Origin of the sequence: Sphaerotilus sp. (assembly GCF_034519685.1) — a bacterium.
Lineage (GTDB): Bacteria > Pseudomonadota > Gammaproteobacteria > Burkholderiales > Burkholderiaceae_C > Sphaerotilus.
Genome location: NZ_JAXHOF010000002.1, coordinates 605,959 through 631,099 on the forward strand (window position 1 = coordinate 605,959; position 25,141 = coordinate 631,099).

Consider the following 25,141-nt stretch of genomic DNA (forward strand, 5'->3'; position numbering starts at 1 on the left):
TCGCGTACCATCGGCGCCACCCATGAACGCCACCGCCGCCCCCTCCGCCACCACAACCGCCACCGCCCGCCAGGTGCTCGCCGAGGTCTTCGGCTACTCCGCCTTCCGTGGCCAGCAGCAGGCCATCGTCGAGCAGCTCATCGGCGGCGGAGACGCGCTGGTGCTGATGCCGACCGGCGGGGGAAAGAGCCTGTGCTACCAGATCCCCGCCATCGTCCGCCACCGCGGGGGGCAGGGCGTCGCGGTCGTCGTCAGCCCGCTGATCGCGTTGATGCAGGACCAGGTCGGCGCGCTCGACGAGGTCGGCGTCGAAGCGGCGTTCCTGAACTCGACCCTCAGCGCGCAGCAGGCCGCCTCGGTCGAGCAGGGCCTGCTGTCCGGCCGGCTGACCATGCTCTATGCCGCGCCCGAGCGGCTGCTGACGCCGCGTTTTCTGGCGATGCTGGAGTCGCTGCACGAGCGCGGTCAGCTCTCGCTGTTCGCCATCGACGAGGCGCACTGCGTCAGCCAGTGGGGCCACGATTTCCGCGAGGAATACCTGGGGCTGTCGGCGCTGCACGAGCGCTTCCCCGACGTGCCGCGCATCGCGCTGACCGCCACCGCCGACGACCACACCCGCGCCGACATCATCGAGCGGCTGCAGCTGCAGGACGCGAAGCTCTTCATCAGCAGCTTCGACCGCCCGAACATCCGCTACACCATCGTCGAGCGCGACAACGCCCGCACCCAACTGCTGCGCTTCCTGCGCGACGAGCACGAGGGCGATGCGGGTGTCGTCTACTGCGGCAGCCGCAAGAAGGTCGAGGAAACGGCAGCGTGGCTGCAGGACGAGGGCATCCCGGCGCTCCCGTACCACGCGGGTCTGGACGCCGGGGTGCGCAAGCGCCACCAGGACCGCTTCCTGCGCGAAGAGGGGCTGGTGATGGTGGCGACGATCGCCTTCGGCATGGGCATCGACAAGCCGGACGTGCGCTTCGTCGCCCACCTCGACCTGCCCAAGAACATCGAAGGCTATTACCAGGAGACCGGGCGCGGCGGGCGCGACGGGGCGCCGGCCGATGCGTGGATGACCTACGGGCTGGCCGACGTGGTGAACCAGCGCCGCATGATCGACGAGAGCCCGGCGACCGAGGACTTCAAGCGCGTGCAGCGCGGCAAGCTCGACGCGCTGCTGGCGCTGGCCGAGGCGCACGACTGCCGGCGCGTGCGGCTGCTGGCCTACTTCGGCGAGGACAGCCAGCCCTGCGGCAACTGCGACAACTGCCTGCACCCGCCCGTCACCTGGGACAGCACCGACGCGGCGCGCAAGGCGCTGTCGTGCATCTACCGCTTCGCCCAGCACGGCCGCGAGACCCACGGCGCGCGCAGCTTCGGCGTGGCCTACCTGATCGACGTGCTGCGCGGCAAGCGCACCGAGAAGGTCGAGCAGTACGGCCACGCGACGCTCAGCACCTTCGGCATCGGCGCTGACCTGAGCGAGCAGCAGTGGCGCGCGGTGCTGCGGCAACTGGTGGCGCTCGGGCATGTCGTGACCGAGGGCGAGTACGGCACGCTGGCGCTGACCGACACGGCGCGCACGGTGCTGCGCGGCGAAGTGCAGTTGCGCATGCGCACGCCGGCCGAGGCGCCGCGCCGCAGCCGTTCGCGCAGCCGCGCCGCGCCGGGTGCGGAGGCCGGGGCGCGGGTGCCGAAGGTGGCGCCGGCCGATCTGGACGCGCCGCAGGTGGCGCTGTTCGAGGCGCTGCGCCAGTGGCGCGCCGGGGTGGCGCGGGAGCACAACCTGCCCGCCTACGTCGTCTTCCATGACGCGACGCTGGCCGAGATGGCGCGCCGCCAGCCCGCGTCGCTGCGCGAACTGGGCGAGATCACCGGGGTCGGGGCGAAGAAGCTGGAAGCCTACGGGCAGGCGATCCTGGACGTGCTCAGCGCAGCTTGACGGGGGCGTGGTCCAGCGCGTTGGCCGGTCGCGCACGGTGTTCCGCCGCCGCTGCACCGGCCGCAGGGCGCGCCTCGCCCGGCGGGCGTCGCCACCACTGTCCCAGCCGCTTCAGCCGGCGTGCCAGCCATGTGCCGACCTCCGCCCGCGCCGGGCCGAGGTCGTCCAGCGCCAGCAACTGCAGCACCAGCCCTGGCCGCAGCACCGAGCGCAGGTAGGCGCCCAGCGGCCAAGCGCCCTCGCGGCGGTACTGGCGCATCGCGCGCAGGTCGTTTTTCTCGCTCAGGTAATGCACGCCAGTGCGCCGCGCCGGCAGCGGCTCGGGTGCCAGACCGCAGGCGTCGCGGTAGGCCAGCCACGGCAGGTTGCGACCGCAGCGCGTGGCCAGGATGTGCCACTGGCTCAGGCGCGGGTTGATTTCCAGCAGACGGTAGTCGCCGGTCACGGCGTGGCGCTTGAAGTCGAGGTTGGCGAGGCCGCGGTAGCCGATGTCCTGCAGCAGCCGCGCAGCCAGCGCCTCCAGTTCGGGCCGCTCGACGCCTTCGCAGTAGCAGCCGCTGCCCAGGTGCGCCGGGTAGTGCCGGCGCTTGATGCCGCTGCAGGTGGCGCGCACGCGGTCCTGCGCGTCGATGTAGACGTCGACGGTGAAATGGGTGTCGTCGTCGCCGGGCACGTAGTCCTGCACGATCAGGTGCAAGCCATGGGGCGCGAGCTGGCGGGCGACGTGCATCAGCGCGTCGGCGTCGGGGAGCACGATCGCCTTGGCCTGTGCGATGTCCGGTGCGATGGCCGGGTGCATCCATGCGGTGGGCTGCGCCGGCTTGGCGATCATCGGGAAGGGGCGGGTCGCGGCGAGTTGCGCGACCTCGTCGAGGCTGCGCGGCGCGGCGGTGCAGGGCACGGGCATGCCATGCGCCTGCGCCAGTCGGTCGAAGCGGGACTTGTCGGCCATCGCGTCGACCAGGTGGGCGTCGGCCAGCGTCGAGCGCACGCGGTCGCCCAGCCCCGGTGCGACCTGCTGCAGCGCCGCGAGGTCCGGGTCGGCGGTGGGGAAGACGACAGGGGCTGCGCCGTGGCGGTCGTGGATGTCGCGCAGCGCCGTCGCCAGCAGTGCCGCGTTCTGCGTGTAGCCGGGCAGCAGGATGAACTCGCGGCAGTGGCGCGAGTGGCGGGAGGGCGGATCGTCGTACTCGCTGATGACGATGACGGGCACGCCACGCTCGCCGAGCGAGCGCACGGCGTTGAGGTCACCCTCCGGGGCGCCCATGCAGGACAGCACGACAGCGGGAATGTGGAGCTTGGCTGGTGTCGGGGCGGCGGACATGGGCGAATCCCGGAGTGGGCCGGGTGGGATGGTACTTCGGCGTTTCAATTGCCGAAAGCGTGCGAAATTAGCACATCCGGGTGACCGTCCGCATCCGGGTTTCCCGGTGTCGGACGCTCAGCGCACGCTCAGGCCGATCCACGGGCTGACGCCCGACTGGCCCGCGTCGTCCCAGGCGCGGGCGCGCAGCTGCAGCACGCTGCCGCCGGTGCCGGCCGGCAGCACCATGTCGATCTGCCAGGGCGGGCGGCGCACGCTGCCGAGCGAGACGATGCGGCCGTCGGGGTAGGCCAGATCGAAATCCACCTGCGTGATGCCGTAGTCATCGTCTGGCTGGGCGTTCAGGCGCACCGTGGTGCCCGAGCCCGCCGACTGGGTGCTCAGCGACAGCCGCACGGTCGGGGCTTCGTCGTACTGGCCGTAGTCGTCGTAGCCGTCGTAGTCGTAGCCATAGCCGATGCCCACCGAGATTCCGCCGCCGCAGCCCGCCAGCCCCAGCGTCGCGGCGAGCAGCAGGGCGGCGGCGGTCTGGCGCGCGGTGCGCCCAGTGCGGCGGTGAGAAGCGGAGGCGGGCAGGGCGGGCATGGTGCGATCCTGTGGAACACGGGTGACCCTGTGCTGAACGCCCCGCAGGGCGTGCGGGTTTACGGCGACCCGCTGTCGGCGTGGCCGTGGCCCGCGCCGTCACCCGCGCAGGCGCCCGCCGCGCCGAGCAGTGCCCACGCGGCCTGCGCCGCCACCCGGCCCTCGTCGGTCGGCACCACCCAGACCTCGACGGCGCTGCCCGCCGCGTGGACCGGCGCGATGCCGTCGCCACGGGCCGCCGCGTTGGCCGTGTCGTCCAGCGTCACGCCCAGGTACTGCAGCGCCTGCGCCAGCGCGGCGCGCGTGGCGGCGTCGTGCTCGCCGATGCCGCCGGTGCAGACCAGCACGTCCACGCCGCCCAGCACGGCCGCCAGCGCGCCGGCCTCGCGGGTCAGGCGGTAGGTGAACAGGTCGATCGCGGTGCGGGCCTGCGGGTTGCCGTCGTCGGCGGCGCGGCGCAGCAGGCGCATGTCGGCGGACAGGCCCGAGACGCCGAGCAGGCCGCTTTCCTTGTAAAGCAGGTGCTCGACCTGCGCCTCGGTCCAGCCCTCGCGCCACAGGTGCAGCACGACGCCGGGGTCGAGCTGCCCGCAGCGGCTGCCCATCATCAGCCCGTCCAGCGCCGAGAAGCCCATCGAGGTCGCCACGCTGCGCCCCGCACGCGCGCCGCACAGGCTGGCGCCGCTGCCCAGGTGCGCCATCAGCACGCGGCCCCCGGCGCGTGCGCTGCAGTCGCGCAGCACCTGCATCACGTAGTCGTAGGACAGCCCGTGGAAGCCGTAGCGCCGCACGCCCTCGTCGTGCAGCGCCTGCGGCAGCGCGAAGCGGGTTTCCAGCGCGGGCAGGTCGGCGTGGAAGGCGGTGTCGAAGCAGCCGATCTGCGGCAGCGCCGGAAACACCTTGCGCAATGCCCGCACGCCGGCGAGGTTGTGCGGCTGGTGCAGCGGCGCCAGCGGCACCAGGCTGGTCAGCAGCATCATGGCCGTGTCGTCGAGCCGGGTCGGGGCGCGGTAGTAGCGCCCCCCATGCACGATCCGGTGTGCCACGGCGGCGATCTGCGCATCCGGCGCGGCGGCGGCGATGTAAGCCTGCACGGCCTGCAGCGCCACGCCGAAGCGCTGCGCCTCGTCCGCTGGTTCGTCCAGATCGACCGGGTCCGCCCCCGCCGGACACAGCCGCAGCCGCCCGCCGGGCTGCAGACCGTCGATCTGGCCGGCGGCGAAGGACGGGTGGGCGGCGATCTCGCCCGGCGTGTCGCCGCAGCGCGGGTAGAGCGCGAACTTCAGGGTGGAGGAGCCGGCGTTGATGACGAGGATGGTGTTCATGGCCGCTGTGTCCTCCACGCCAGTGCCAGCCGGGCCGCCAGTGCTGCCGAGGCCAGCCGCGAGGCTTCGCCATCGGCGCGGCTGGTCAGCGCGATCGGCACCCGCACGCCGAGCACGATGCCGCAGCCGGCCGCGCCGGCCAGGTAGTCGAGCTGCTTGGCCAGCATGTTGCCGGCCTCCAGGTCCGGCACCAGCAGGATGTCGGCGTCACCGGCCACCTCGGAGCGGATGCCCTTGATGCGCGCGGCCTCGGCCGAGATGGCGTTGTCGAAGGCCAGCGGCCCGTCGAGCAGGCCGCCGCTGATCTGGCCCCGGTCGGCCATCTTGCAGAGTGCGGCGGCGTCCAGCGTCGAGGCCATCTTCGTGCTCACCGTCTCGACCGCCGCCAGGATCGCCACCTTCGGCCGCGCCACGCCCAGCACCCGTGCCAGGTCGATGGCGTTGCTGACGATGTCGGCCTTTTCTTCGAGCGTCGGGGCGATGTTGATGGCGGCGTCCGTGATGAGCAGCGGCTTGGGATAGGCGGGCACGTCGAAGCGGAAGACGTGCGAGATGCGGCGCTTGGTGCGCAGCGCGGGGGTGGCGATGACGGCGTGCATCAGCTCGTCGGTGTGCAGGCTGCCCTTGATGAGCAGCTCGACCGTGCCGGCGGCGGCCAGCGCGGCGGCGCGGGCGGCGGCGGCGTGGCTGTGCTCGACCGCCTCGATGCGGACGCCGGTCAGGTCCAGCCCGAGTTCGGCCGCGACCGCCCGGATGCGCGCCTCCGGCCCGATCAGCCATGGCTCGATCAGCCCGCGCCGCGCCGCCGCCATCGCCCCGGCCAGCGAAGCCTCGTCACACGGGTGCACGACGCCGCACGGGATCGGCGGCTGCCCGGCCAGATCGGCCGCCCAGCCGTCGACCCACTCGGCCAGCCGCGCTGCGGGGTCGAACAGGTGCATGGTCGGCAGCGCGGCGCGCGGGCGGCTGATCTTCTGCAGCGGCGCCCGCACCATCGCCTCGCCGCTGACCACCACCGCGCCCGCCTGGTTGGTGACCACGCAGTCGAGCGTCAGGCGGTGGCGCTCGTCGTCGCGGGCGGTGACGGTGGCCTGGATGGTCAGCGTGTCGCCCGCGCGCACCGGCAGGTGGAAGCGCAGCATCTGCGCCTCGTAGACCGTGCCGGGGCCGGGGAAGTCGGTGCCCAGCAGGGTCGAGATCAGTGCGCCGGCCCACATGCCGTGGGCGATGGTGCCGTGGAAGCGGGTGCCGCTGGCGTAGTCGGTGTCGACGTGGGTCGGGTTCACATCGCCCGAGACCAGCGCGAAGGCGAGGATGTCGTCCTGCGTCAGCGTGCGCACCAGGCGGGCGCTGGCCCCGAGGGGCATCTCGTCGTAGGTGCGGTTGGTGATCAGGGCTGCGTCGGGGCCGGGCGTGGCCCGCAGGGTCGGGGTCGTCATGCTGAAATTCTCCTGCGCAAGAGCATGCACGCAGGGTGCTGGAACGCCGTGACCCGGTCATGGCGCACAACACCATTCTTGATGTGGCGCAATCTTCGGACCAGCCGACACCCTGTTTTCCGCTCCGGATAGTCTCCAAGGTGAAAAACCCCCTCGAACAGGGGGGGTGTGATGGGTGTGGCGTGCAGTGTCTTGTCGTTGTCAGTGGTTCAATCCGGTTCCCTGGAAGGGCCTGGATCGGGGGAGCGGGGGCTCCTGGATCCTGGTCATCTCGCGGGGACAGGGAGTATTCACGACATGGCTGTAGAGGGTCAGGGAAAAAGCTGTGCAAGCCTTGACGACGGGTCTTGCAGTTTGGACTGGGCGTCGGCGCAGGGCCGCGATCTGTACGGTGACTGGGCCGAGCTGACGGTGGGCGGGGTGACGCAGCGGCTGCGCTGCCTGCCGGCGGGGGCGTTCTGGATGGGATCGCCTGCCCGGGAGCCGGGCCGCCGGCAGGACGAGCCGCGGCGCTGGGCCACCGTGGCGGCGCCGTTCTGGCTGGCCGACACCGCCTGCACCCAGGCGCTGTGGCAGGCCGTCACCGGGCAGCAGCCCAGCCGGTTCCGCGGTGAGGAGCTGCCGGTCGAGCAGGTGAGCTGGGATGCGGTGACCGCGCGTTTCCTGAGCGAACTCAACCGCCGCGTGCCGGGGCTGCATGCCACGCTGCCGACTGAAATGCAGTGGGAATATGCCTGCCGTGCTGGCACGCAGACCGCATTCCACTGGGGCGACGGGCCGGTGCCGCCGGACTGCGCCCAGCATGCGGGCTGCCTGCCGCGCCAGACGGTGCCGGTGCGCACCTTCGCGCCGAACCCCTGGGGGCTGTGGCAGATGCATGGCAATGTGCAGGAGTGGTGCGAGCAGGCGGACGGTGCCGGCCACCGCAGCGATCTGCGCGTGGCGCGCGGCGGCTCGTGGAACAGCAGCGCCCGCCTGCTGCGGGCCGCCTGCCGGGACCAGCACAGCCGCACCGCGGCGCGCCATGACCTGGGCTTTCGCCTGCTGGTGCCCCTGAGCGGCGGATCACCAATCCTCACCGATTCGCTCGACGTTCCTTCGTAACATCAGGTCTCCACTCCGCACAGACTGCACAGCCCGGGACTCACCCCATGCAACACCAGATCCGCCTTGTCGTGTCCACGATCGCCCTGCTGGTGGCGGGCTGGATCGGCCATGGCATCGGTTCGGCCAGGCTGGAGAACGCCCAGGCCCAGATCACCGCGCTGGAACGATCCGGCCAGGCGGCGCTGGCCGAGCAGACCGCCGCCCGCCAGCAACTCGCCGAGGCCCTCCAGGCCCAGCAAGCCGAACACGAAGCCCGCCTGGCCGCGCAGCGCAAGACCTTCGACGATCAGAAGGTCGAGATGGCCGAAGCCTTCGACGAGGTGCAGGAGCGACTGACCGTGCTCAGCGGCCAGCGCCAGGCCAACGAGGCGGAACTGCGGCGGGTGCGGCTGCAGCTCGCCTCGGCCAGCATCGGGCCGGCGCGCGAGGAACTCAACCGCCGCGAGGCCCGGCTCGTGCGGCTGCAGAACCAGCTCCAGCGTCTCCAGGCGGGTCTGAACTGCCTGCAGGCGCCGGTGCCGGACGAAGCGCTGAAGACGCTCAACCGGGTCAGCACCAGCCGCTCCGCGTCCCGGTGACCAGTAGGATGACGACCATGAAGACGAGGACACGCACAGGCCTGCTGGTGACTGCGCCGCTGCTGCTGACGGCCTGTGCCACGCAGTACGTCGCACAGGTGCCGCCTTCGCTCAAGTGCGAACCCCCGGCGGTGCTGATGGCCCCATGCCCCGCCCCGGCCGCCTTGAAGAGCGGGCTGACCTACCGCGAGCTGCTGGAGGTCCACCTGGCAGACCGCCAGCAGCTCCAGCGCTGTGCTGCGCAGCAGGACGATCTGCGCCGGACGATCAACACCTGCAACGCCCGGATCGAAGCGCACAACGCGGAGCTGGCAAAGGCGGCAGGCAAGAAGCCTTGACGCCGGCGAGGACAATCTCGCCTTGATGGCGAGGTGCGACACATGACAGGGACGATTTTCATCAGCTACCGGCGCAGCGAGACGGCGTGGGCGGCACGGGCGCTGTTCGAGCGGCTGTGGCAGGATTTTGGCGAACAGGTGTGCATCGACCTCGACGGGCCTCCTGAGGACTGCGTGCTGGTGCTGGCGGTGATCGGGCCGACGTGGTTTGACGAGATCCGCCCGTGGCGGGACGACGGCGGCGAGCCGGATCGTGTGCGTGGCGAACTGGCGCGGGCGCTTCAGCGTGGCTTGCCGGTGCTGCCGGTACAGGTGGACGGGGCGGCGCTGCCGAGTCGGGCCGAACTGCCGCAGGACCTGAAGAACGTGTCCCTGCGCAGCGGGATGGCGCTGCAGGCGGCGCATTTCGATGACCAGGTGACGGACCTGGTGCAGGCGATGCAGGACGTGCTGTCGGGGCGGGAAAAACCGGTGCCTGGGCCTGGACCTGTGACCGGACCTGCCGTGGTGCGTTCATGGCCCTCCTGGCTGCATGACGAAGGGGTGGACCTGTTCGGGCGGTGGTGTGAATTCCAGGTGGGCAGCGTGGTGCAGCGGATGCGCTGGATCGAGCCGGGGGAGTTCTGGATGGGGTCACCCTTGAACAAGGCTGAGCGCCAAAGCAACGAACTGCGCCACCGTGTCGTGTTGACGAGGGGCTTCTGGCTGGCGGACACGACCTGCACGCAGGCGCTGTGGCGCGAGGTGGTGGGATCCAACCCGAGCCACTTCCAGGGTGATCTGCAGTTGCCGGTCGAACGGGTGAGCTGGAACGACATCACCGGCGTGTTCCTGCCGAAGCTCCATGCGCGAGTGCCAGGGCTGAACCTGGAACTGCCGAGCGAGGCGCAATGGGAATACGCTTGCCGGGCGGGGACGACGACACCGTTCTCGTTTGGCGCGCAGGTCACGTCGGAGCAGGTGAACTTTGACGGCAACTATCCGTACAACGGCGGCGAGAAGAGCCAGTACCGCGAGAAGACGGTGCCAGTGAAGTCCCTGCCTGCCAATCCGTGGGGACTGCACGAGATGCACGGCAATGTGTGGGAATGGTGTGCCGACCAGTTCAGGGCCTATCCGCCTGGGCCGGTCACGGACCCTGTGGTGCGCCAGGACCACCAGGGCACACGCTTGCGGGTGCTGCGTGGCGGGAGCTGGATCGACTACGGGCGGTACTGCCGCTGCGCCAACCGCGACGCGAGCGTGCCGAATGAGCGGTACCCGTATTTCGGCTTCCGTCTGGCCCGAGCGTCTGCGGACCTGTGAGCGGGCCAGATCCCCGACGTCCATCTGCCATGCGGCATCCGTCTGCGTGGCCCGCTGTGTGACAATCCGCCCCGTGGAGCCAGCCAGACCGCCGCTGGTGCTAGTTGCCGAAAGGCCGCACTGGAGGAAGGTCCGGACTGCACAGAGCAGCGTAGGAGGTAACACCTCTCCGCCGTGAGGCGAGGATCAGAGCAACAGAGACGAGCCGGTTCAGTCCGGGTGAAACGGGCAATCTCTACGCGCAGCAACACCAAATAGGCCAGCATTGAGGCGGCTCGCTGAGCTGGCGGGTAGGTGGCACCGAGCCGGGTGGGCGACCCTCGGCCCAGATGAATGGCGGTCACGATGGGGCAACCCATCGCACAGAATCCGGCCTATCGGCTGACTCCACACTTTTATTCCACCTTCGACCATGTCCACCACGGCCCCCGTGCGCCACGCGCACCTCGACACCACTGCGGTTCTCAGCCTGCTGCTGTGCTGCTTCCTGTGGGGCCTGAACCAGGTCTCCATCAAGGCCGCGATGCCCGACGTGCATGTGCTGGTGCAGCTGGCGATCCGCAGCGTGGTGGCCTTCGTGCTGCTGCTGGGCTGGATGCGCTGGCGCGGCATCCGCTGGTCGTTCACCGACGGGACGGGGTGGCCGGGGCTGCTGTGCGGGCTGCTGTTCGCGGTGGAGTTCGGGCTGGCGTTTGTCGGCCTGCAGTACACGACGGCTGCGCGCGGGGTCGTGTTCATCAACACCTCGCCGTTCATCGTCGCGCTCGTGCTGGCCGCGGCGCACCAGGGGGAGCGTCTCTCGCCGCTGCAGTTCGGCGGGCTGCTGGTGGCGTTCGGCTCCATCGCGCTGGCCTTTGGCGAAGGGGCCGCTGGCGGCTCCTGGAAAGGGGATCTGATGATCCTGGGGGCTGCGCTGCTGTGGGGGCTGACGACGGTGACGATCCGCCTGTCGGCGCTGCGCAGTGCCGCGTCCGAGGTGACGCTGGCCTACCAGCTCGGCGTGGCGGCCGTGCTGTCGCCGATCGCGGCGGTGGTGGGTGGCGCGGCCTGGCCGACGCACTGGAGCGGTCTGGCGCTGGGCGCGCTGTTCTACCAGGGCGTGATCGTCACCTTCGCCAGTTACCTGCTCTGGTTCTGGCTGCTGACCCGCTACCCGGCGACCAAGGTGCAGGCCTTCGTCTTCCTGACGCCGGTGTTCGGCACACTGTGCGCGGGCTGGCTGCTGGACGAGGCCATCACCCCGGCGCTGGTGCTGGCGCTGGTCGGGGTGGGGGCGGGACTGGCGATGCTCAACCGCCGTCCGGCGGCCTGACGGTCCGCCGCCACAGGTCGACTGTCTGCACGGGAGCGTGCCCCGTGTGAAATTGACTCATTGGCCTGCAAGGCCCGCCATGTCGGTGCCGGCCGGTGCCCGAAGTGCGGAAAATGCGCACCGCAGTTCCGCAGTTCCCCACCCGCCTCTCTGTCGATTGCCCACCCGCGCTCCTGCATGTTGCCTACCGAATTCCGCGATCTTGCGCCGGCCCGCAGCCAGTTCCTTGCCGCGTCCGCGCGGCTGTCCACGATCCTGGACAAGCTGCACTCGGGCTTGCTGGTGCTGGATTGCCATGGCCATGTCGAGTTCACCAACCTGGCTTTCTGCGAGCAGTTCCATCTGCAGCGGACACCGGCGTCGCTGCAGGGCTTGTCGGGGCAGCAGATGCTGTCGCTGCTGGGGGGCGGATTTGCCGATCCGCCAGCGGCGCTGCTGCGCTTGCAGGCCATCATGGCCGCGGACCAGCCTGTGGATGCCGAGGAGGTGGTGCTGCGGGGGGGCGCGGTGGCCGAGCGCGATTTCATCCCGATGCGGGTCGATGGCCGGTCGGCCGGGCACCTGTGGGTCTACCGCGATGTCACGCGCCAGCGACAGGCCGAGGCCCAGATGCGGCTCACCGCCCGGCTGTTCGACCGGACCGGCGAGAGTGTCGTCATCACCGATGCCGACCATGTGATCCAGGTCGTCAACGCCGCCTTCGAGCGCGACACCGGCTACGCTGGCCATGAGGTGGTCGGCCAGCGCACGGCCCTGCTGGCGTCCGGGCAGCATGCCCCCGCGTTCTTCGAGGAGATGCGCCGTGCGCTGGCCAGCCGCGGCTGGTGGCAAGGCGAGATCTGGAACCGCCACCGCGATGGCGCGCTCCATCTGGCCTTCCTGTCGATCAATGCTGTCCAGGATGGGCAAGGCACGCTGCAGCACTACATCGGCGTCTACAGCGACCCGGGCCGCTACGACGCATCGCAGCGCCGCATCGAGTACCTGGCGACCCACGATGAACTGACCGGACTGCCCAACCGCTTCCTGTTCAACGACCGGGTGCGCCAGGCGATCTGCCGGGCCGCTGAGCGCAAGGAGTCGCTGGCGGTGATGTTCGTCGATCTGGACGAGTTCAAGCTCATCAACGACACGCTGGGCCACGCAGTCGGGGATGAACTGCTGCAGGTGATCGCGCAGCGTCTGAGCGGCTGCCTGCGCGGCTGCGACACGGTGGCGCGGCTGGGGGGGGACGAGTTTGCCGTGCTGGTCGAGCACACCAGCACGGCCGAGGCCGAGGCGCTGGCGCAGCGGGTGGTGCAGTTGCTGGGTGCACCGCTGGCCATGTCCGACCGGGTGCTCTATGTCGGCGCCAGTCTGGGGGTCGGCATGTACCCGACCAACGGCCGCGACAGCGCCACGCTGCTGCAGGTGGCCGATGTGGCGATGTACGCCGCCAAGGCCAAGGGCAAGCGGACCTACCATTTCTACACCAGCGAGCTGCAGCGCGCGATGGACCAGCAGCTGCACCTGGAGATGGGGCTGCGCTGGGCCATCGAGCGCGATGAGCTGCGCTTGCTCTACCAGCCGCAGGTGGATGTCGTGACGGGCGAGGTGGTCGGTGTGGAGCCGCTGGTGCGCTGGCAGCGGCCTGGGGGCGCCTGGCTGATGCCGGCGGCGTTCATCCCGGTGGCCGAGAAGAATGGCCTGATCGACGGCATCGGGCTGTGGGTGGCGCGGGAGGCTTGCCGACAGGTGCTGGCGTGGCAGGCGGATGGCTACCGGGTACCACGCATGTCCATCAATGTGTCTGCTGCCCAGTTCCGGCATCCGGGGCTGGCGGGTCTGATGGCCCGCTTGCTGGCCGAGCACGGGCTGGATCCGGCACGCTTCGTCATCGAGTTGACCGAGAGCGCGCTCATGGCCGATCCGGAGAGTGCCCACCAGCAGCTGCGCCAGATCCGACAGGCCGGGCTGCGGGTGTCGATCGACGATTTTGGCACCGGGCATTCCTCGCTGGCGTGTCTGCGGCGCTACCCGATCGACGAGCTGAAGATCGACCGCAGCTTCATCGCCGATCTGGAGCACTCGAGCCGGGATGTCGAGGTGCTGCGCTCGGTCCTGAACCTGTCGCGGGCGCTGGATCTGAGCGTCGTGGTCGAGGGGGTGGAGACCCGCGGTCAGCTCGCGCTGCTGCGCGAGCTGGGCTGCACGCTGGCGCAGGGATTCCTGTTCAGCCGGCCGGTCAGCGCCGAGGCGGCGCGGCGCTGGCTGCCCCGTGACTTGGCGGGCTCAGACGCTGCCTGAGAGCTTGACGGCCAGACCTTCCGCGTCGGGGCGTGGATGGTCGCCCTCCGCGGCGCCCACCTCCACACCGTCCTGGTCTTGACCGTCCCTGCGCTGCGCCCGCATGCCACCCCGCAGGAAGCGGTTGACGTGGCCGCTGGGCCTGGGCGGCAGGAAGCGTGCAAGTTCCGTGAGCGCCATCTGGTAGACGTCGCGCTTGAACTCGATCACCACGTCCAGCGGCACCCAGTAGTCGTGCCAGCGCCAGGCGTCGAACTCCGGGTGCGTGGAGGCGCGCAGGTTCATGTCGCTGTCGCGGCCGGTGAGTTGCAGCAGGAACCAGATCTGCTTCTGTCCTCGGTAATGGCCGCGGGCGTCGCGGCGGATGAAATGCTCTGGTACCTCGTAGCGCAGCCAATCGCGTGTGCGCGCCAGGATGCGCACATGTTCAGGAAACAAGCCCACCTCTTCGTGGAGCTCTCGGAACATCGCCTGCTCGGGCGATTCACCATATTTGATGCCACCTTGCGGGAACTGCCAGGAGTGGGTGCGGATGCGTTTGCCCCAGAACACCTGGTTCCGCTGGTTGAGCAGGACGATGCCGACGTTGGGCCGGAAGCCTTCACGGTCAAGCATAATCAGACCCCAATTTTCACGTTGGATTCATTATTGCACTGGGCTTGGTGATCGCAACCCCGCGTATCACCCGACAAGAACAGTGATATCTCCCCAGTCTGTCCCGAGTCTGCTGCCCGCCCCATGAAAGCCTCCCAGTTCTTCATCGCCACCCAGAAGGAAGCCCCCGCCGACGCCGAGGTGGTCAGCCACCAGCTCATGATGCGTGCGGGCATGATCAAGCGCCTCGGCGCTGGCATCTACAACTACATGCCGATGGGCCTGCGCGTGATCCGCAAGGTCGAGGCCATCATCCGCGAGGAGATGGGACGCGCGGGCGCCGTGGAGATGCTGATGCCGGTGGTGCAGCCGGCCGAGCTGTGGCAGGAGACGGGCCGCTTCGACAAGATGGGCCCGGAGCTGATGCGCGTGAAGGACCGGCACGGCCGCGACTTCATCATCCAGCCGACCAGCGAGGAGGTCGTCACCGACGTCGCCCGCCAGGAGCTGCGCAGCTACAAGCAGCTGCCGAAAAACTTCTACCACATCCAGACCAAGTTCCGCGACGAGCGCCGGCCGCGCTTCGGCATCATGCGCGGGCGCGAGTTCACGATGAAGGACGCGTACTCCTTCGACCGCAACCCGGCGGCGGCGGCCAAGAGCTACGAGACGATGTTCGCCGCCTACAAGCGCATCTTCGACCGCTTCGGCCTGCAGTACCGCGCCGTGGCCGCAGACACCGGGGCCATCGGCGGCGACCTGTCGCACGAGTTCCAGGTCATCGCCGACACGGGTGAGGACGCCATCGTCTACTGCCCGACCAGCGACTACGCCGCCAACATCGAGCTGGCCGAAGCCGTGGCGCTGACGAGCGAACGGGGCGCGGCGACGCAGGCCCTGACCAAGACCGCGACGCCGGGCAAGAGCACCTGCGCCGATGTGGCCGTGCTGCTGGGCCTGCCGCTGGCGCAGACGGTGAAATCGCTGGTCATGGCCACCGACGAGGTCAATGAGAAAGGCGATATCGTCAAGTCCACGGTCTGGCTGCTGCTGGTGCGCGGCGACCACGACATGAACGAGGTCAAGGTCGGCAAGGTCGAGGGGCTCAAGGGCGGCTTCCGCTTCGCCACGCTGGGCGAGATCGAGGACCACTTCGGCTGCAAGCCCGGCTACCTCGGCCCGATCGGCCTGAAGAAGCCGGTCAAGGTCATCGCCGACCGCACGGTGGCGAACATGGCCGACTTCGTCTGCGGTGCCAACGCGCCGGACTTCCACCTCACCGGCGTCAACTGGGGCCGTGACCTGCCCGAGCCGGACCTCGTTGCCGACATCCGCAACGTCGTCGCGGGCGATCCGTCGCCGGACGGGCAGGGCGTGCTGGCGATCCAGCGCGGCATCGAGGTCGGCCATGTGTTCTACCTCGGCACCAAGTATTCGAAGGCCATGAACGCGACCTTCCTCGACGAGACCGGCAAGCCAGCGCACTTCGAGATGGGCTGCTACGGCATCGGTGTGACGCGCATCCTCGGCGCGGCGATCGAGCAGGCCCACGACGCCCGCGGCATCGTCTGGCCGGACGCGATCGCGCCGTTCACGGTGGCGATCTGCCCGATCGGCTACGACCGCTCGGCCGACGTGAAGGCCGCCGCCGACGCGCTGCACGACGAGCTGCAGGCCGCCGGCATCGACGTGATGCTCGACGACCGCGGCGAGCGCCCGGGCGCGATGTTCGCGGACTGGGAGCTGATCGGCGTGCCGCACCGCGTGGTGCTGTCCGACCGCGGGCTCAAGGAAGGCCAGCTCGAATACCAGGGTCGCCGCGACGCTGCGGCGACCAAGGTGGCCACGGGTGAGGTCGCGGCCTTCGTGAAGGCCCGTCTGCAGGCATGACACCGTGTCGCCGCACGCTGCTGGCCTGGGCTGGCAGCGTCGGTCTGACTGGCTGGGCGCCTGCGGTGCAGGCCGGTCGACAGGCCGAAGAACCCCTCGCCGACTCGGTGCGCACCGCGCTGGCGGCCGCGGTGGCCGACAGCGGGGCGCCTCCCAGGCTCGACTTCCCGTCGCTGGATGCGCGGCTTGCGCACCTGCGCTGGCTGGGGGCGATGAGCCAGCGGCTGGCCAAACGCAAGCCGGATTTCGATGTGCGCCGCGAGTTCCTGGAGACCGTCTGGTACGAGAGCCGCCGCGCCGGGCTCGACACCGCGCTGGTGCTCGGGCTGATCGAGGTGGAAAGCGGTTTCCGCAAATACGCCATCTCGGTGGTCGGCGCCCGCAGCTACATGCAGGTGATGCCGTTCTGGGCGCGCCTGATCGGCGACGGGGACGCGAGCCGGCTGTTCCACATGCAGACGAACCTGCGCTTCGGCTGCGTCATCCTGCGCCACTACCTGGACCGCGAAAAAGGCGATCTCTTCATGGCACTCGGCCGCTACAACGGCAGCCGCGGCAAGGCGCCGTATCCAACCATGGTGATGGCCGCACGGCGGCGCTGGGAATTCGCCGATTCTGCGTCGCTTACCCCGATTGTTTCTCCGACTTCACGGTGATCGGCAACCCGCTACACTCAAGCGTCATGTTGCGCCGCGGTCTGTCCCTGTTGCTTGCCTTCCTGCTGCTGTTCGCCGGCTGGTCTGGCTCGGCGCGCGCCAGCGCCATGGTGCTGGACGCCGTCGGAGGCGCGGTGTCGCAGGTGTCGGAGCGGGTCTGTGGATCGGCGGAGACACCGGAGGAGGGCTTCTGCCGCTCCGAATTGCCTGCAGCGCCGGTGGAGGCGCCGGGGCAGGTCGAACTGGCAGAGCTGCTCTGCCTGCCTGTGGACCTGGGTGCTGCCGCCTTCGGGCTGGGTGTCCATCTGCGTCCCTACCCCGTGCTGGAGACTGGGCACCCCGCCCCGTGCCTTGCGGGCCTGCTGCGCCCCCCATCGCACGGCGCCTGAGCCCTTCTCAGGCCGCGGCCGCGGCTTGATTTCCGCCTGTTCGTCTCCATCTCGTTTCCACTGCACTCTCAGGAGTACCTGTCATGTCCGATCTTTTCCAGACCCACGGCTTCGGCCCTGTGGCGATGCCCAGCGCCGCCGAGCGCAACCGTGTCCTGCGCAACACCTACTGGCTGCTTGCGCTGTCGATGATCCCCACCGTGCTGGGCGCCTGGATCGGCGTCAGCACTGGCCTGACGCGCATGATGTCGCCGATGGTCGGCCTGATCGTGTTCATGGCCGGCGCGTTCGGCTTCATGTACGCGATCGAGAAGAACAAGAACTCGGCTGCGGGCGTGCCGCTGCTGCTGGCGTTCACCTTCTTCATGGGCCTGATGCTGTCGCGTCTGGTCGGCTCGGTGCTGGGCATGGCCAACGGTGCCAGTCTCATCATGATGGCCTTCGCTGGCACGGGCGCCATCTTCCTGGGCATGGCCACGCTGTCCTCGGTCATCAAGCGTGACCTCGGCTCGATGGGCAAGTTCCTGTTCATCGGCATGATCATGCTGGTGGTGGCTGGCATCGCCAATGTCTTCCTGCAGTCGAGCGCGCTGATGATCACGCTGTCGGTGCTGGCGATCGGCATCTTCTCGGCCTTCATCCTGTACGACCTGAAGCGCGTCCAGGACGGCGAGGAAACCAACTACATCACCGCCACGCTGGGCATCTACCTGAGCCTGTACAACGTGTTCCAGTCGCTGCTGGCACTGCTTGGCATCTTCGGCGGCAACGACGACTGATGACCATCGCCTCTGCCGTCAGCCGTCAGATGCCTGTCTGACTGACTTGACTGACTGACGGTTGCTGGGCCATCAAAGCCCGTTCCAGGCCTTGGGACGGGCTTTTTCCATTCCGCTGAGCTGCAGCACCCGCTCCACCGTCTCGTCGACCAGTTCGGCAATGGTCTGCGGCCGGTGGTAGAAGGCTGGCAGCGGTGGGAAGACGATGCCGCCCATCTCGGTCACCGCCGTCATGTTGCGCAGATGCGCGAGGTTGAACGGCGTCTCGCGCACCAGCAGGATCAGGCGGCGACGCTCCTTGAGCGTCACGTCGGCGGCGCGGGTGAGCAGGTTGTCGCCAAAGCCATGCGCGATGGCGGCCAGTGTCTTCATCGTGCAGGGCGCCACCACCATGGCGGCGGTGTCGAAGCTGCCGCTGGCGATGCAGGCGCCAATCTCGCCGGGGGCATGGGCGCGGGTGGCCAGCGCTTCGAGCTGGCGGCGGTCGAGGCCACATTCATGGTGGACATTCAGCACGCCCGAGGGCGTCACCACCAGATGCGTCTCGACCCCGAGATCGCGGGCGCGCTCCAGCAGCCGCACGCCATACGCCGCGCCCGAAGCGCCGGTGATGCCGACGACAAGGCGCTGGGGCGCTGCAGGCACAGGGGCGGTCAACGGGATGCGCTCAGGCCGCCGGCTTGACCGACTGCACCAGTTCCTGCAGTTCGCCCGCCTGGTACATCTCCATCATGATGTCCGAACCACCGACGAACTGGCCGCCGATGTAGAGCTGCGGGATGGTGGGCCAGTTGGCGTATTCCTTGATGCCTTGGCGGATTTCCGGGTCTTCCAGCACGTTGACCGTGGTGAGCGGGCCGACGCCGCAGGCCTTGAGGATCTGGATCGCGCGACCGGAGAAACCGCACTGCGGAAACTGGGCCGTGCCCTTCATGAACAGGACGACGGGGTTGCCCTTGACGAGTTGGTCGATGCGTTGCTGTGTGGACATGGTGCAGGGGGAATCGGTTGTGGAGTACGTGAACAAGCCCGATTTATACGGCAAAGCGTGTGCCCGGGACACGATCAGGGCACTCGCCCGTCACCGGGTGCCCCGGAAATCGTCTGGCGGTCCGCTCAGAATGCGTACGACACCCCCATCTGCAGCACGGGTGTCAACCGCAGTTCGCGGAGCAGTTCACCGACGCCGGCCGGGTTTTCCAGCGCCCGGCCGAGTGTCAGATCGCTGCCGCGCCCAGCCAGCACGCCGATGTCGGCCGACACGCCCCAGCCGCCCCAGCGGTTGGCGCTGACACCGCCGGTGCTGTAACCCAGCCCGACGTACGGGATGGCGCGCTGGCGGGTCGTGCCGAGCCGGATGTCGCTGCTGCGGGCCATGCCCGCTTGCAGGCCGCCAGTGGCCCGCAGGCCCAGGCTGGGTGCAAAGTAGTAGTCGCCGACCATCTGCCAGCGTACCGGGTTGGCAAAACTGCGGACCAGTCCTGCGTGGGGACGCAGTCCCGGCTGTCCAGGCGTGGTGTCGGAGCCGGTCTGGTCGTTGGCCGTTGCGGTCTGGCAGACCAGCGTCAACAGGGCCAGGGTCAGGATGCGAGCGGATGGGGCCATGGGATCCTCCAGTCGGTGCCGGCGTGGGATGCGCCGCTGAAGTCCATGCTACGTCGGTAACCAAACGTGTGCTTGCGACATGGGTCGGGGTGTGCACGAATTGGGAATACGGGTGGCTCAGCCAGTGGGCCGCATGGCGCCTGTACAACGCCAGTGGCCCGCGAGGTCGTTTCGCCGGTCTGTGCCGCGCCACCCTGCCGCGTCGAGCAGGGCGGCCACGGCAGGCCCCTGGTCATGGCCATGCTCCAGCAGCAGCCAGCCCCCAGGCTGCAGGTGTGCCGGCGCGTCGGCCACGATCTGCCGGATCGCGTCCAGCCCGTCGGCGCCGGAGGTCAGCGCCAGCGTCGGCTCATGGCGCAGCGCGGGCAGGTGCGCATCGCCCTCGACGATGTAGGGTGGGTTGCTGACGACCAGATCGAAGTGCTCGCCCGCCAGCGGTGCGAACCACGCCCCCAGCCGCCAGCGCACGCGCAGGCCGAGCCGCTCGCCATTGCCTTGTGCCACGGCCAGCGCGGCGGGGCTGAGATCGACAGCACTGACCACGGCGTCTGGCTGACGGTGCTGGATCGCCAGCGCGATCGCGCCGCTGCCGGTGCCCAGATCGACCACCTTGGCGCCGGGCGGGCGGGTGTTCAGTACCTCCAGCGCCCAGTCCACCAGCGTCTCGGTGTCCGGCCGTGGGTCGAGCACGTCGGGCGTGACGTGCAGCAGCAGGCCGTGGAACTCGTGCTGGCCGGTGAGGTAGGCCACGGGGATGCCATCGGCGCGGCGGGCGAGCCAGTCTTGCCAGCGGGTTTGCTGCGCTGCGTCGAGCGGGGCATCGTCGTGCGTGAGCAGCCAGGTGCGCGAACGGCCGAGCAGCGCGCCGAGCAGCACATTCGCATCGCTGCGCGGCAGGCCGAACGTGCGGGCCAGTGCCAGCGCCTCGGCGACGTTCATCGCCGCCACCGCCGTCACCCCTGCGCTTCCATCTCGGCCAGCAATTCCGCAGCGCGTGCGGCCTTGAGCGCGGCGATCACCTCGTCCAGATCGCCTTCCACCACCGCGCCGAGCTTGTACAGCGTCAGGTTGATGCGGTGGTCGGTCAGGCGGCCCTGCGGGAAGTTGTAGGTGCGGATGCGGTCACTGCGGTCGCCGGAGCCGATCAGGCCCTTGCGGGTCGCGGCGTCCTTGGCCTGGCGCTCCAGCCGGTCCTTGTCGCGCAGCCGCGCGGCGAGCACGGCCAGCGCCTTGGCCTTGTTGCGGTGCTGGCTGCGGTCGTCCTGGCATTCGGCGACGAGGCCGGTGGGAATGTGCGTCACGCGCACGGCCGAGTCGGTCTTGTTGATGTGCTGCCCGCCCGCGCCGCTGGCGCGGAAGGTGTCGATGCGCAGCTCGGCCGGGTTCAGCGTGACCTCCTCGGCTTCGTCCGGCTCGGGCAGCACGGCCACCGTGCAGGCGCTGGTATGGATGCGTCCCTGCGTCTCGGTCTGCGGCACGCGCTGCACACGGTGCCCGCCGGACTCGAACTTCAGCGCCTCGTAGACCGCGTCGCCCTCGATGCGCACGACCACTTCCTTGTAGCCGCCGAGGTCGGATTCGCTGGCCGACATCAGCTCGGTCTTCCAGCCCTGGCGCTCGGCGTGGCGCAGGTACATGCGCAGCAGGTCGCCGGCGAACAGTGCGGACTCGTCACCGCCGGTGCCCGCGCGGATTTCGAGGAAGGCGTTGCGGTCGTCGTCGGCGTCGCGGGGCAGCAGGGCGGTCTGCAGCTCGGCGTCGAGGGTGGCGATGTCGGCCTCGGCCGCGGCGATCTCGTCGCCGGCCATGTCGGCCATCTCCGGGTCGTCGAGCATCTGCCGGGCCTCGGCCAGATCCCGCTCGCGCTGCTGCAGCCGTGTCCAGCGCCCGGTCAATGCCGAGACGCGGGCGTGTTCGCGGGTCAGCGCCCGCAGGCGGGTGATGTCGGAGACGACCTGCGGATCGGCCAGCGCGGCATCGAGTTCGGAGAGGCGGACGAGCTGGCGGTCGAGTTGCAGGCGCAGGAACGGGGTCATCGGGGCACGTTGTCGCCGCGCAGGAAGAGCCGCGTCACCGCCTCGATTATCCGCGCGCGCTGCTGGGGGTCGGCGTTGTGCAGCTCGGCCAGGGCGCCGTGCAGCATCTTCTGGGTCAGGCTGCGCGCCAGGGCTTCAAGCGCGTCATCAGGCGAAGTGCCCTTGGCGATGAGCTTGCGGGCGCGGGCGACCTCGATCTGGCGCCAGTGCTCGGCCTGGGCGTTGACGGCCTGGATCAGCGGCACGGTGGCCCGCTGGTCCAGCCAGTGGACGAAGTTCTGTACGCCGGACTCGATGATGGCCTCGGCCTGCGCGACGGCGGCCTGGCGCTTTTCACCAGCGGTCTGCACCACGGCGGAGAGGTCGTCGACGGTGTAGAGGTAGACGTCGTCGAGCTGCGCCACCTCGGGCTCGATGTCGCGCGGCACGGCCAGATCGACCATGAAGATCGGGCGGCGGCGGCGTGCCTTCAGCGCCCGCTCCACGGCGCCGAGGCCGATCAGAGGTAGCGAGCTGGCGGTGCAGGAGATGACGGCGTCGAATTCGTGCAGCCGCGCCGGCAGGTCTGAGAGTCGCATCACCTCGGCGCCGAACTGGTTCGCCAGCTTCTCGCCGCGCTCCAGCGTGCGGTTGGCGATGGTGATGTGCTTGGGGGCCTTGGCGGCGAAGTGGGTCGCGGCGAGTTCGATCATCTCTCCCGCGCCGACGAACAGGATGCGGATCTTGCTCAGGTCTTCAAAGAGCTGCCCGGCGAGCCGGACGGCGGCGGCCGCCATGCTGATCGAGTGCGCGCCGATCTCGGTGGAGGTGCGCACCTCCTTGGCGACCGAGAACGAGCGCTGGAAGAGCTGGTGCAGCGTCGTGCCCAGGGTGCCGGCGGTGTCGGCCTCGCGCACGGCCTGCTTCATCTGGCCAAGGATCTGCGCCTCGCCGAGCACCATCGAGTCCAGCCCCGAGGCGACGCGGAAGGCGTGGCGGGCGGCTTCCTGGCGCTCCAGCACATGGGTGTGGCGCACCAGCTCGTCGGCGGACACATTGCCGTGCGTGGCCAGCCATTCGAGCGTCGGGCGCACCAGCGCGTGGCTGTCGCCGGGACCGGCGGCGATATACAGCTCGGTGCGGTTGCAGGTAGACAGCAGCGCGGCTTCGGGCGCGGCGCGGTGCAGCCCCTGGCGCAGCCCGTGCAAGGCGGCCGGAATCTGCTCCAGCGTGAACGCAAAACGACCGCGCAGGTCGACCGGCGCGGTGTGGTGGTTCAAGCTCAGGGCAAAGACGCTCATGGCGTGATTGTAAGATTCCGCACTGGCCTGCGCTTTCCTTCACGCCGCTGCATTTTTTGAAACTTTCCCCAGATTCGCCCCGAAAGGGCGTGGATTGAAACATGGGCCCACTCGACGCGCTCTGGCATTTGTTCAATTTCCTGCTCACGCCGGTCGGCCTGGGGCTGATCGCGGCCTCGCTGTGCAAGCTGGCATGGTGGCGCCCGCTGCGGGCAGTGCGCTGGCAACGGCTGGCGTGGCCGGCGGTGGGTGTCGCAGTCTTGATCCAGATCATCTTCCTGGTGTGGCTCGGACGCGACGGACGCATGTCCACCTACGCCGCCCAGGTCGTCGGCGTGGCGCTGGCGCTGTGGTGGGCGGCGTTCGGGCCGCGCCGGCGGCTTCCCTCAGCCGGGTGAGGGCGCCCCGCTGCAACGCGGGTGAGCCTGCCAGGGGTCGCGGTCCTCGCCGCCGAAGGTGTGCAGCAGGAAGTCCCAGAACACCCGCGTGCGCACCGGCACATGCTTGCGGGTCGGCATCGTCAGCCACAGCCCGAAGCTCATCGCGTGCCAGCCGGGCAGCACCCGCTCCAGCGCGCCTTCCTGCAGCGCGTCCTCCACCACCAGCGACATCAGCGCGGCGATGCCCAGTCCGGCCAGCGCCGAGGCATAGAGCGTGTCCGTGTGCGCCGTCGTCAGCAATGGCCGGTGCGGTGGGCTCACGCGCACCGCGGCGCGACCATCCTCGTGCACGAACGTGACGTCGCGCTGCACCATCGACGCCGGGGGCAGCAGCAGCTGGTGCTGGTCCAGCAACCGAGGCGAGTCGGGTCGCCCGGTGCGGTCGAGGTAGCCCGGGGCTGCGCAGAGGATGACCTCGCTGCGCGCGAGCCGGCGCGCGACGAATTCGCCCCCGGGGGCATCCCGCAGTGCCATCACGGTGATGTCGTGGCGGTCGTCCGGGCCGCTGAACTCGATGGTCGAGGTCAGCGACAGCGTGATGTCGGGGTATTCGGCGTGGAAGGCGGGCAGGTGCTTGGCGAGCTGGTGCACGGCGAAGGCCGAGGGCACCATCACCCGCAGGTGGCCCCGCGGCGACTCCGCGACCGACTGCACCTGCGATTCGGCCTCGTCGACATCGGCCAGGATGTGGCGCACCCGCTCCAGGTAGCGCTCGCCGACGCTGCTCAGCGCCAGGCTGCGGGTGGTGCGCTGGATGAGGCGTGCACCGAGGTGTTCTTCGAGTTCGGCGATCAGCCGGGTCACGACCGCAGGGGCCAGGTCGAGGGCACGGGCGGCACCCGCGAAACTGCCCTCGTCGATGACACGGGCGAAGACCCGCATCGCGCGCAAATGATCCATGGAAACTCCCTAGACATCGTGGACCTCCTGCTGCTGGATGCGCAAGGCGCCCGAGGCCACCAGCTCGGTCAGCAAGGTCTGGCAACTGGTCCGCACCGGTTCGTGCAGTCCTGCCCTCGCCAGGGTGCCGATCACCAGCGGGGTGCCTTCGGCCCAGTTCAGCAGGTCTTCGAGAGCTTGTTGACGCTCTTCCATCACGTGGTATTTCAACAGAACCTTGGCCGCATGTCGGGCATGCAGCGGCGGATTGGCAACAAATTTCGACAGGCGCTGACGGGCCCGCTGCAGGGCGGGGCCGACATCGGTGAAGGCCGGGCCGTGTCCGGGGATGACGGTGCGGACGTCGAGCCGCTCGATCAGGTCGAGCACCTCGGCCACCTGGTCGAAGGCGTCGAGGCCGTCCAGCTCCGGAAACACCACGCCGAAGCCGTTCTGCCAGAGCGCGTCCGCCGAGACCAGCACCCCTGCCTGCGCGTCGAACAGCATCAGCGAATCCGGGTCATGGCCTGGCGCTGCCAGCACATCCCAGGCCCGTGTGCCCGCGTGCAGCACGTCGCCCGGGCGCAGCACGCCGTCGTGCCGGAAGCGGTCGCAGCGCTGGCCCGTGGTGCGGTAGGTCAGCACGTCCAGATCCCAGCCGGGCACCGCATCGGCCTGGCCTGGCGCGATCCAGACCGACATGGCCGGGTGTGCCGCCTGCAGCGCGGCGTTGCCGCCGCAGTGGTCCGAATGCAGGTGGGTGTTGACGATGCGCGCCAGCGGCGCGTCGCCCAGGGCGTGTGCCACCAGCGCCACGGTCTGTGCGGCGTGCACGCTGTGGCCGGTGTCGATCAGGGTGGCGCCTTCGCCCGGGGCGCCGTGCAGCAGGAGGTTGTTGGAGGAGAGCCAGCCGCGCTCCAGCAGGGTCAGGTCGTCGGGCAGTCGGGCGGTGGTCATGCTTGCTTTGGGTCAAGGGATCCGAGGCTGCCATTCTCACAATGAAGTGGCCCGGGCGCTGTCACCTGCTCACAGGTGGTCCGGGCGCCAGGGGGAGCGAC

At 69.6% G+C, this 25,141-nt stretch carries 25 protein-coding genes and 1 other RNA gene; 13 read left to right on the top strand and 13 right to left on the bottom strand.

Features of this window, described 5'->3' with window-relative positions; all coding sequences use genetic code 11:
- The first annotated feature begins 22 nt into the window (after positions 1–22).
- Positions 23–1,936 carry a DNA helicase RecQ gene (gene recQ, locus U5O44_RS03275; RefSeq protein WP_322587022.1) on the top strand — a complete coding sequence of 638 codons (1,914 nt, stop codon included), beginning with the start codon at positions 23–25 and terminating at the stop codon, positions 1,934–1,936.
- Here recQ and U5O44_RS03280 read toward each other — a convergent pair.
- From U5O44_RS03280 to U5O44_RS03295, 4 genes are all read right to left on the bottom strand, one after another.
- Positions 1,923–3,260, bottom strand: a complete 1,338-nt coding sequence (locus U5O44_RS03280) for a carboxylate--amine ligase (protein WP_322587023.1) — start codon at positions 3,258–3,260, stop codon at positions 1,923–1,925. The two genes, recQ and U5O44_RS03280, sit on opposite strands and share 14 nt — an antisense overlap.
- A gap of 117 nt (positions 3,261–3,377) precedes the next feature.
- Positions 3,378–3,845, bottom strand: a complete 468-nt coding sequence (locus tag U5O44_RS03285) for a hypothetical protein (protein ID WP_322587024.1) — start codon at positions 3,843–3,845, stop codon at positions 3,378–3,380.
- 59 nt (positions 3,846–3,904) lie between these two features.
- Entirely contained in the window at positions 3,905–5,170 is a 1,266-nt protein-coding gene (locus tag U5O44_RS03290) for an acetate/propionate family kinase (protein ID WP_322587025.1), read from the bottom strand.
- Entirely contained in the window at positions 5,167–6,609 is a 1,443-nt protein-coding gene (locus U5O44_RS03295) for a bifunctional enoyl-CoA hydratase/phosphate acetyltransferase (protein WP_322587026.1), read from the bottom strand. The genes U5O44_RS03290 and U5O44_RS03295 overlap by 4 nt, the downstream gene beginning before the upstream one ends.
- Before the next feature lie 354 nt (positions 6,610–6,963).
- Between U5O44_RS03295 and U5O44_RS03300 the strand changes: the two genes are divergently transcribed.
- The 7 genes from U5O44_RS03300 to U5O44_RS03330 all read left to right on the top strand — a co-directional run bounded on the left by U5O44_RS03300 (position 6,964) and on the right by U5O44_RS03330 (position 13,535).
- A complete protein-coding gene (locus U5O44_RS03300; RefSeq protein ID WP_322587027.1) occupies positions 6,964–7,713 on the top strand; it encodes a formylglycine-generating enzyme family protein in 750 nt (249 codons plus the stop codon).
- A 47-nt stretch (positions 7,714–7,760) separates the two neighbouring features.
- On the top strand, positions 7,761–8,294 hold the full coding sequence (locus tag U5O44_RS03305) for a hypothetical protein (RefSeq protein ID WP_322587028.1): 534 nt from the start codon (positions 7,761–7,763) through the stop codon (positions 8,292–8,294).
- A gap of 17 nt (positions 8,295–8,311) precedes the next feature.
- On the top strand, positions 8,312–8,632 hold the full coding sequence (gene lysC, locus U5O44_RS03310; protein ID WP_322587029.1) for an Rz1-like lysis system protein LysC: 321 nt from the start codon (positions 8,312–8,314) through the stop codon (positions 8,630–8,632).
- A 42-nt stretch (positions 8,633–8,674) separates the two neighbouring features.
- Positions 8,675–9,937 (top strand): SUMF1/EgtB/PvdO family nonheme iron enzyme, encoded by a 1,263-nt coding sequence (locus U5O44_RS03315; RefSeq protein ID WP_322587030.1) that lies wholly within the window; start codon positions 8,675–8,677, stop codon positions 9,935–9,937.
- 75 nt (positions 9,938–10,012) lie between these two features.
- Positions 10,013–10,330: RNase P RNA component class A (gene rnpB, locus U5O44_RS03320), an RNA gene on the top strand.
- Between the two features lie 19 nt (positions 10,331–10,349).
- On the top strand, positions 10,350–11,249 hold the full coding sequence (locus U5O44_RS03325) for a DMT family transporter (RefSeq protein WP_322587031.1): 900 nt from the start codon (positions 10,350–10,352) through the stop codon (positions 11,247–11,249).
- A gap of 177 nt (positions 11,250–11,426) precedes the next feature.
- Positions 11,427–13,535 (top strand): putative bifunctional diguanylate cyclase/phosphodiesterase, encoded by a 2,109-nt coding sequence (locus U5O44_RS03330; RefSeq protein WP_322587032.1) that lies wholly within the window; start codon positions 11,427–11,429, stop codon positions 13,533–13,535.
- Here U5O44_RS03330 and U5O44_RS03335 read toward each other — a convergent pair.
- Positions 13,521–14,150, bottom strand: a complete 630-nt coding sequence (locus tag U5O44_RS03335) for an RNA pyrophosphohydrolase (protein WP_322587033.1) — start codon at positions 14,148–14,150, stop codon at positions 13,521–13,523. The two genes, U5O44_RS03330 and U5O44_RS03335, sit on opposite strands and share 15 nt — an antisense overlap.
- Before the next feature lie 123 nt (positions 14,151–14,273).
- Here U5O44_RS03335 and U5O44_RS03340 point away from each other — a divergent pair, with 123 nt between their 5' ends.
- The 4 genes from U5O44_RS03340 to U5O44_RS03355 all read left to right on the top strand — a co-directional run bounded on the left by U5O44_RS03340 (position 14,274) and on the right by U5O44_RS03355 (position 17,843).
- On the top strand, positions 14,274–16,019 hold the full coding sequence (locus tag U5O44_RS03340) for a proline--tRNA ligase (RefSeq protein WP_322587034.1): 1,746 nt from the start codon (positions 14,274–14,276) through the stop codon (positions 16,017–16,019).
- Positions 16,016–16,675: a lytic transglycosylase domain-containing protein gene (locus U5O44_RS03345; protein ID WP_322587035.1), complete on the top strand. Its 660-nt coding sequence runs from the start codon at positions 16,016–16,018 to the stop codon at positions 16,673–16,675. The genes U5O44_RS03340 and U5O44_RS03345 overlap by 4 nt, the downstream gene beginning before the upstream one ends.
- Before the next feature lie 26 nt (positions 16,676–16,701).
- Entirely contained in the window at positions 16,702–17,064 is a 363-nt protein-coding gene (locus U5O44_RS03350; RefSeq protein WP_322587036.1) for a hypothetical protein, read from the top strand.
- Between the two features lie 83 nt (positions 17,065–17,147).
- Positions 17,148–17,843: a Bax inhibitor-1/YccA family protein gene (locus U5O44_RS03355; protein ID WP_322587037.1), complete on the top strand. Its 696-nt coding sequence runs from the start codon at positions 17,148–17,150 to the stop codon at positions 17,841–17,843.
- A 72-nt stretch (positions 17,844–17,915) separates the two neighbouring features.
- Here U5O44_RS03355 and U5O44_RS03360 read toward each other — a convergent pair whose 3' ends face one another.
- The 6 genes from U5O44_RS03360 to hemA all read right to left on the bottom strand — a co-directional run bounded on the left by U5O44_RS03360 (position 17,916) and on the right by hemA (position 22,764).
- Positions 17,916–18,500: a UbiX family flavin prenyltransferase gene (locus U5O44_RS03360; protein WP_322587038.1), complete on the bottom strand. Its 585-nt coding sequence runs from the start codon at positions 18,498–18,500 to the stop codon at positions 17,916–17,918.
- 10 nt (positions 18,501–18,510) lie between these two features.
- The gene (gene grxD, locus U5O44_RS03365) at positions 18,511–18,834 is read right to left on the bottom strand and encodes a Grx4 family monothiol glutaredoxin (protein ID WP_322587039.1); all 324 of its coding nucleotides are present in this window, start codon (positions 18,832–18,834) and stop codon (positions 18,511–18,513) included.
- A 125-nt stretch (positions 18,835–18,959) separates the two neighbouring features.
- Entirely contained in the window at positions 18,960–19,448 is a 489-nt protein-coding gene (locus U5O44_RS03370; protein WP_322587040.1) for a hypothetical protein, read from the bottom strand.
- A 117-nt stretch (positions 19,449–19,565) separates the two neighbouring features.
- Positions 19,566–20,387 (bottom strand): peptide chain release factor N(5)-glutamine methyltransferase, encoded by an 822-nt coding sequence (gene prmC / locus U5O44_RS03375; protein ID WP_322587112.1) that lies wholly within the window; start codon positions 20,385–20,387, stop codon positions 19,566–19,568.
- Between the two features lie 14 nt (positions 20,388–20,401).
- A complete protein-coding gene (gene prfA / locus U5O44_RS03380) occupies positions 20,402–21,484 on the bottom strand; it encodes a peptide chain release factor 1 (RefSeq protein ID WP_322587041.1) in 1,083 nt (360 codons plus the stop codon).
- Positions 21,481–22,764, bottom strand: coding sequence for a glutamyl-tRNA reductase (gene hemA / locus U5O44_RS03385; protein WP_322587042.1), 1,284 nt, complete (start codon positions 22,762–22,764; stop codon positions 21,481–21,483). The genes prfA and hemA overlap by 4 nt, the downstream gene beginning before the upstream one ends.
- Before the next feature lie 101 nt (positions 22,765–22,865).
- Between hemA and U5O44_RS03390 the strand changes: the two genes are divergently transcribed.
- Complete coding sequence (locus tag U5O44_RS03390; protein ID WP_322587043.1) at positions 22,866–23,162, top strand: hypothetical protein; 297 nt, start codon at positions 22,866–22,868, stop codon at positions 23,160–23,162.
- On the opposite strand, the gene U5O44_RS03395 is transcribed toward U5O44_RS03390, so the two are convergent.
- On the bottom strand, positions 23,151–24,104 hold the full coding sequence (locus tag U5O44_RS03395; RefSeq protein ID WP_322587044.1) for a LysR family transcriptional regulator: 954 nt from the start codon (positions 24,102–24,104) through the stop codon (positions 23,151–23,153). The genes U5O44_RS03390 and U5O44_RS03395 overlap by 12 nt on opposite strands.
- Before the next feature lie 9 nt (positions 24,105–24,113).
- On the bottom strand, positions 24,114–25,040 hold the full coding sequence (locus tag U5O44_RS03400; protein ID WP_322587045.1) for an MBL fold metallo-hydrolase: 927 nt from the start codon (positions 25,038–25,040) through the stop codon (positions 24,114–24,116).
- Between the last annotated feature and the right edge of the window lie 101 nt (positions 25,041–25,141).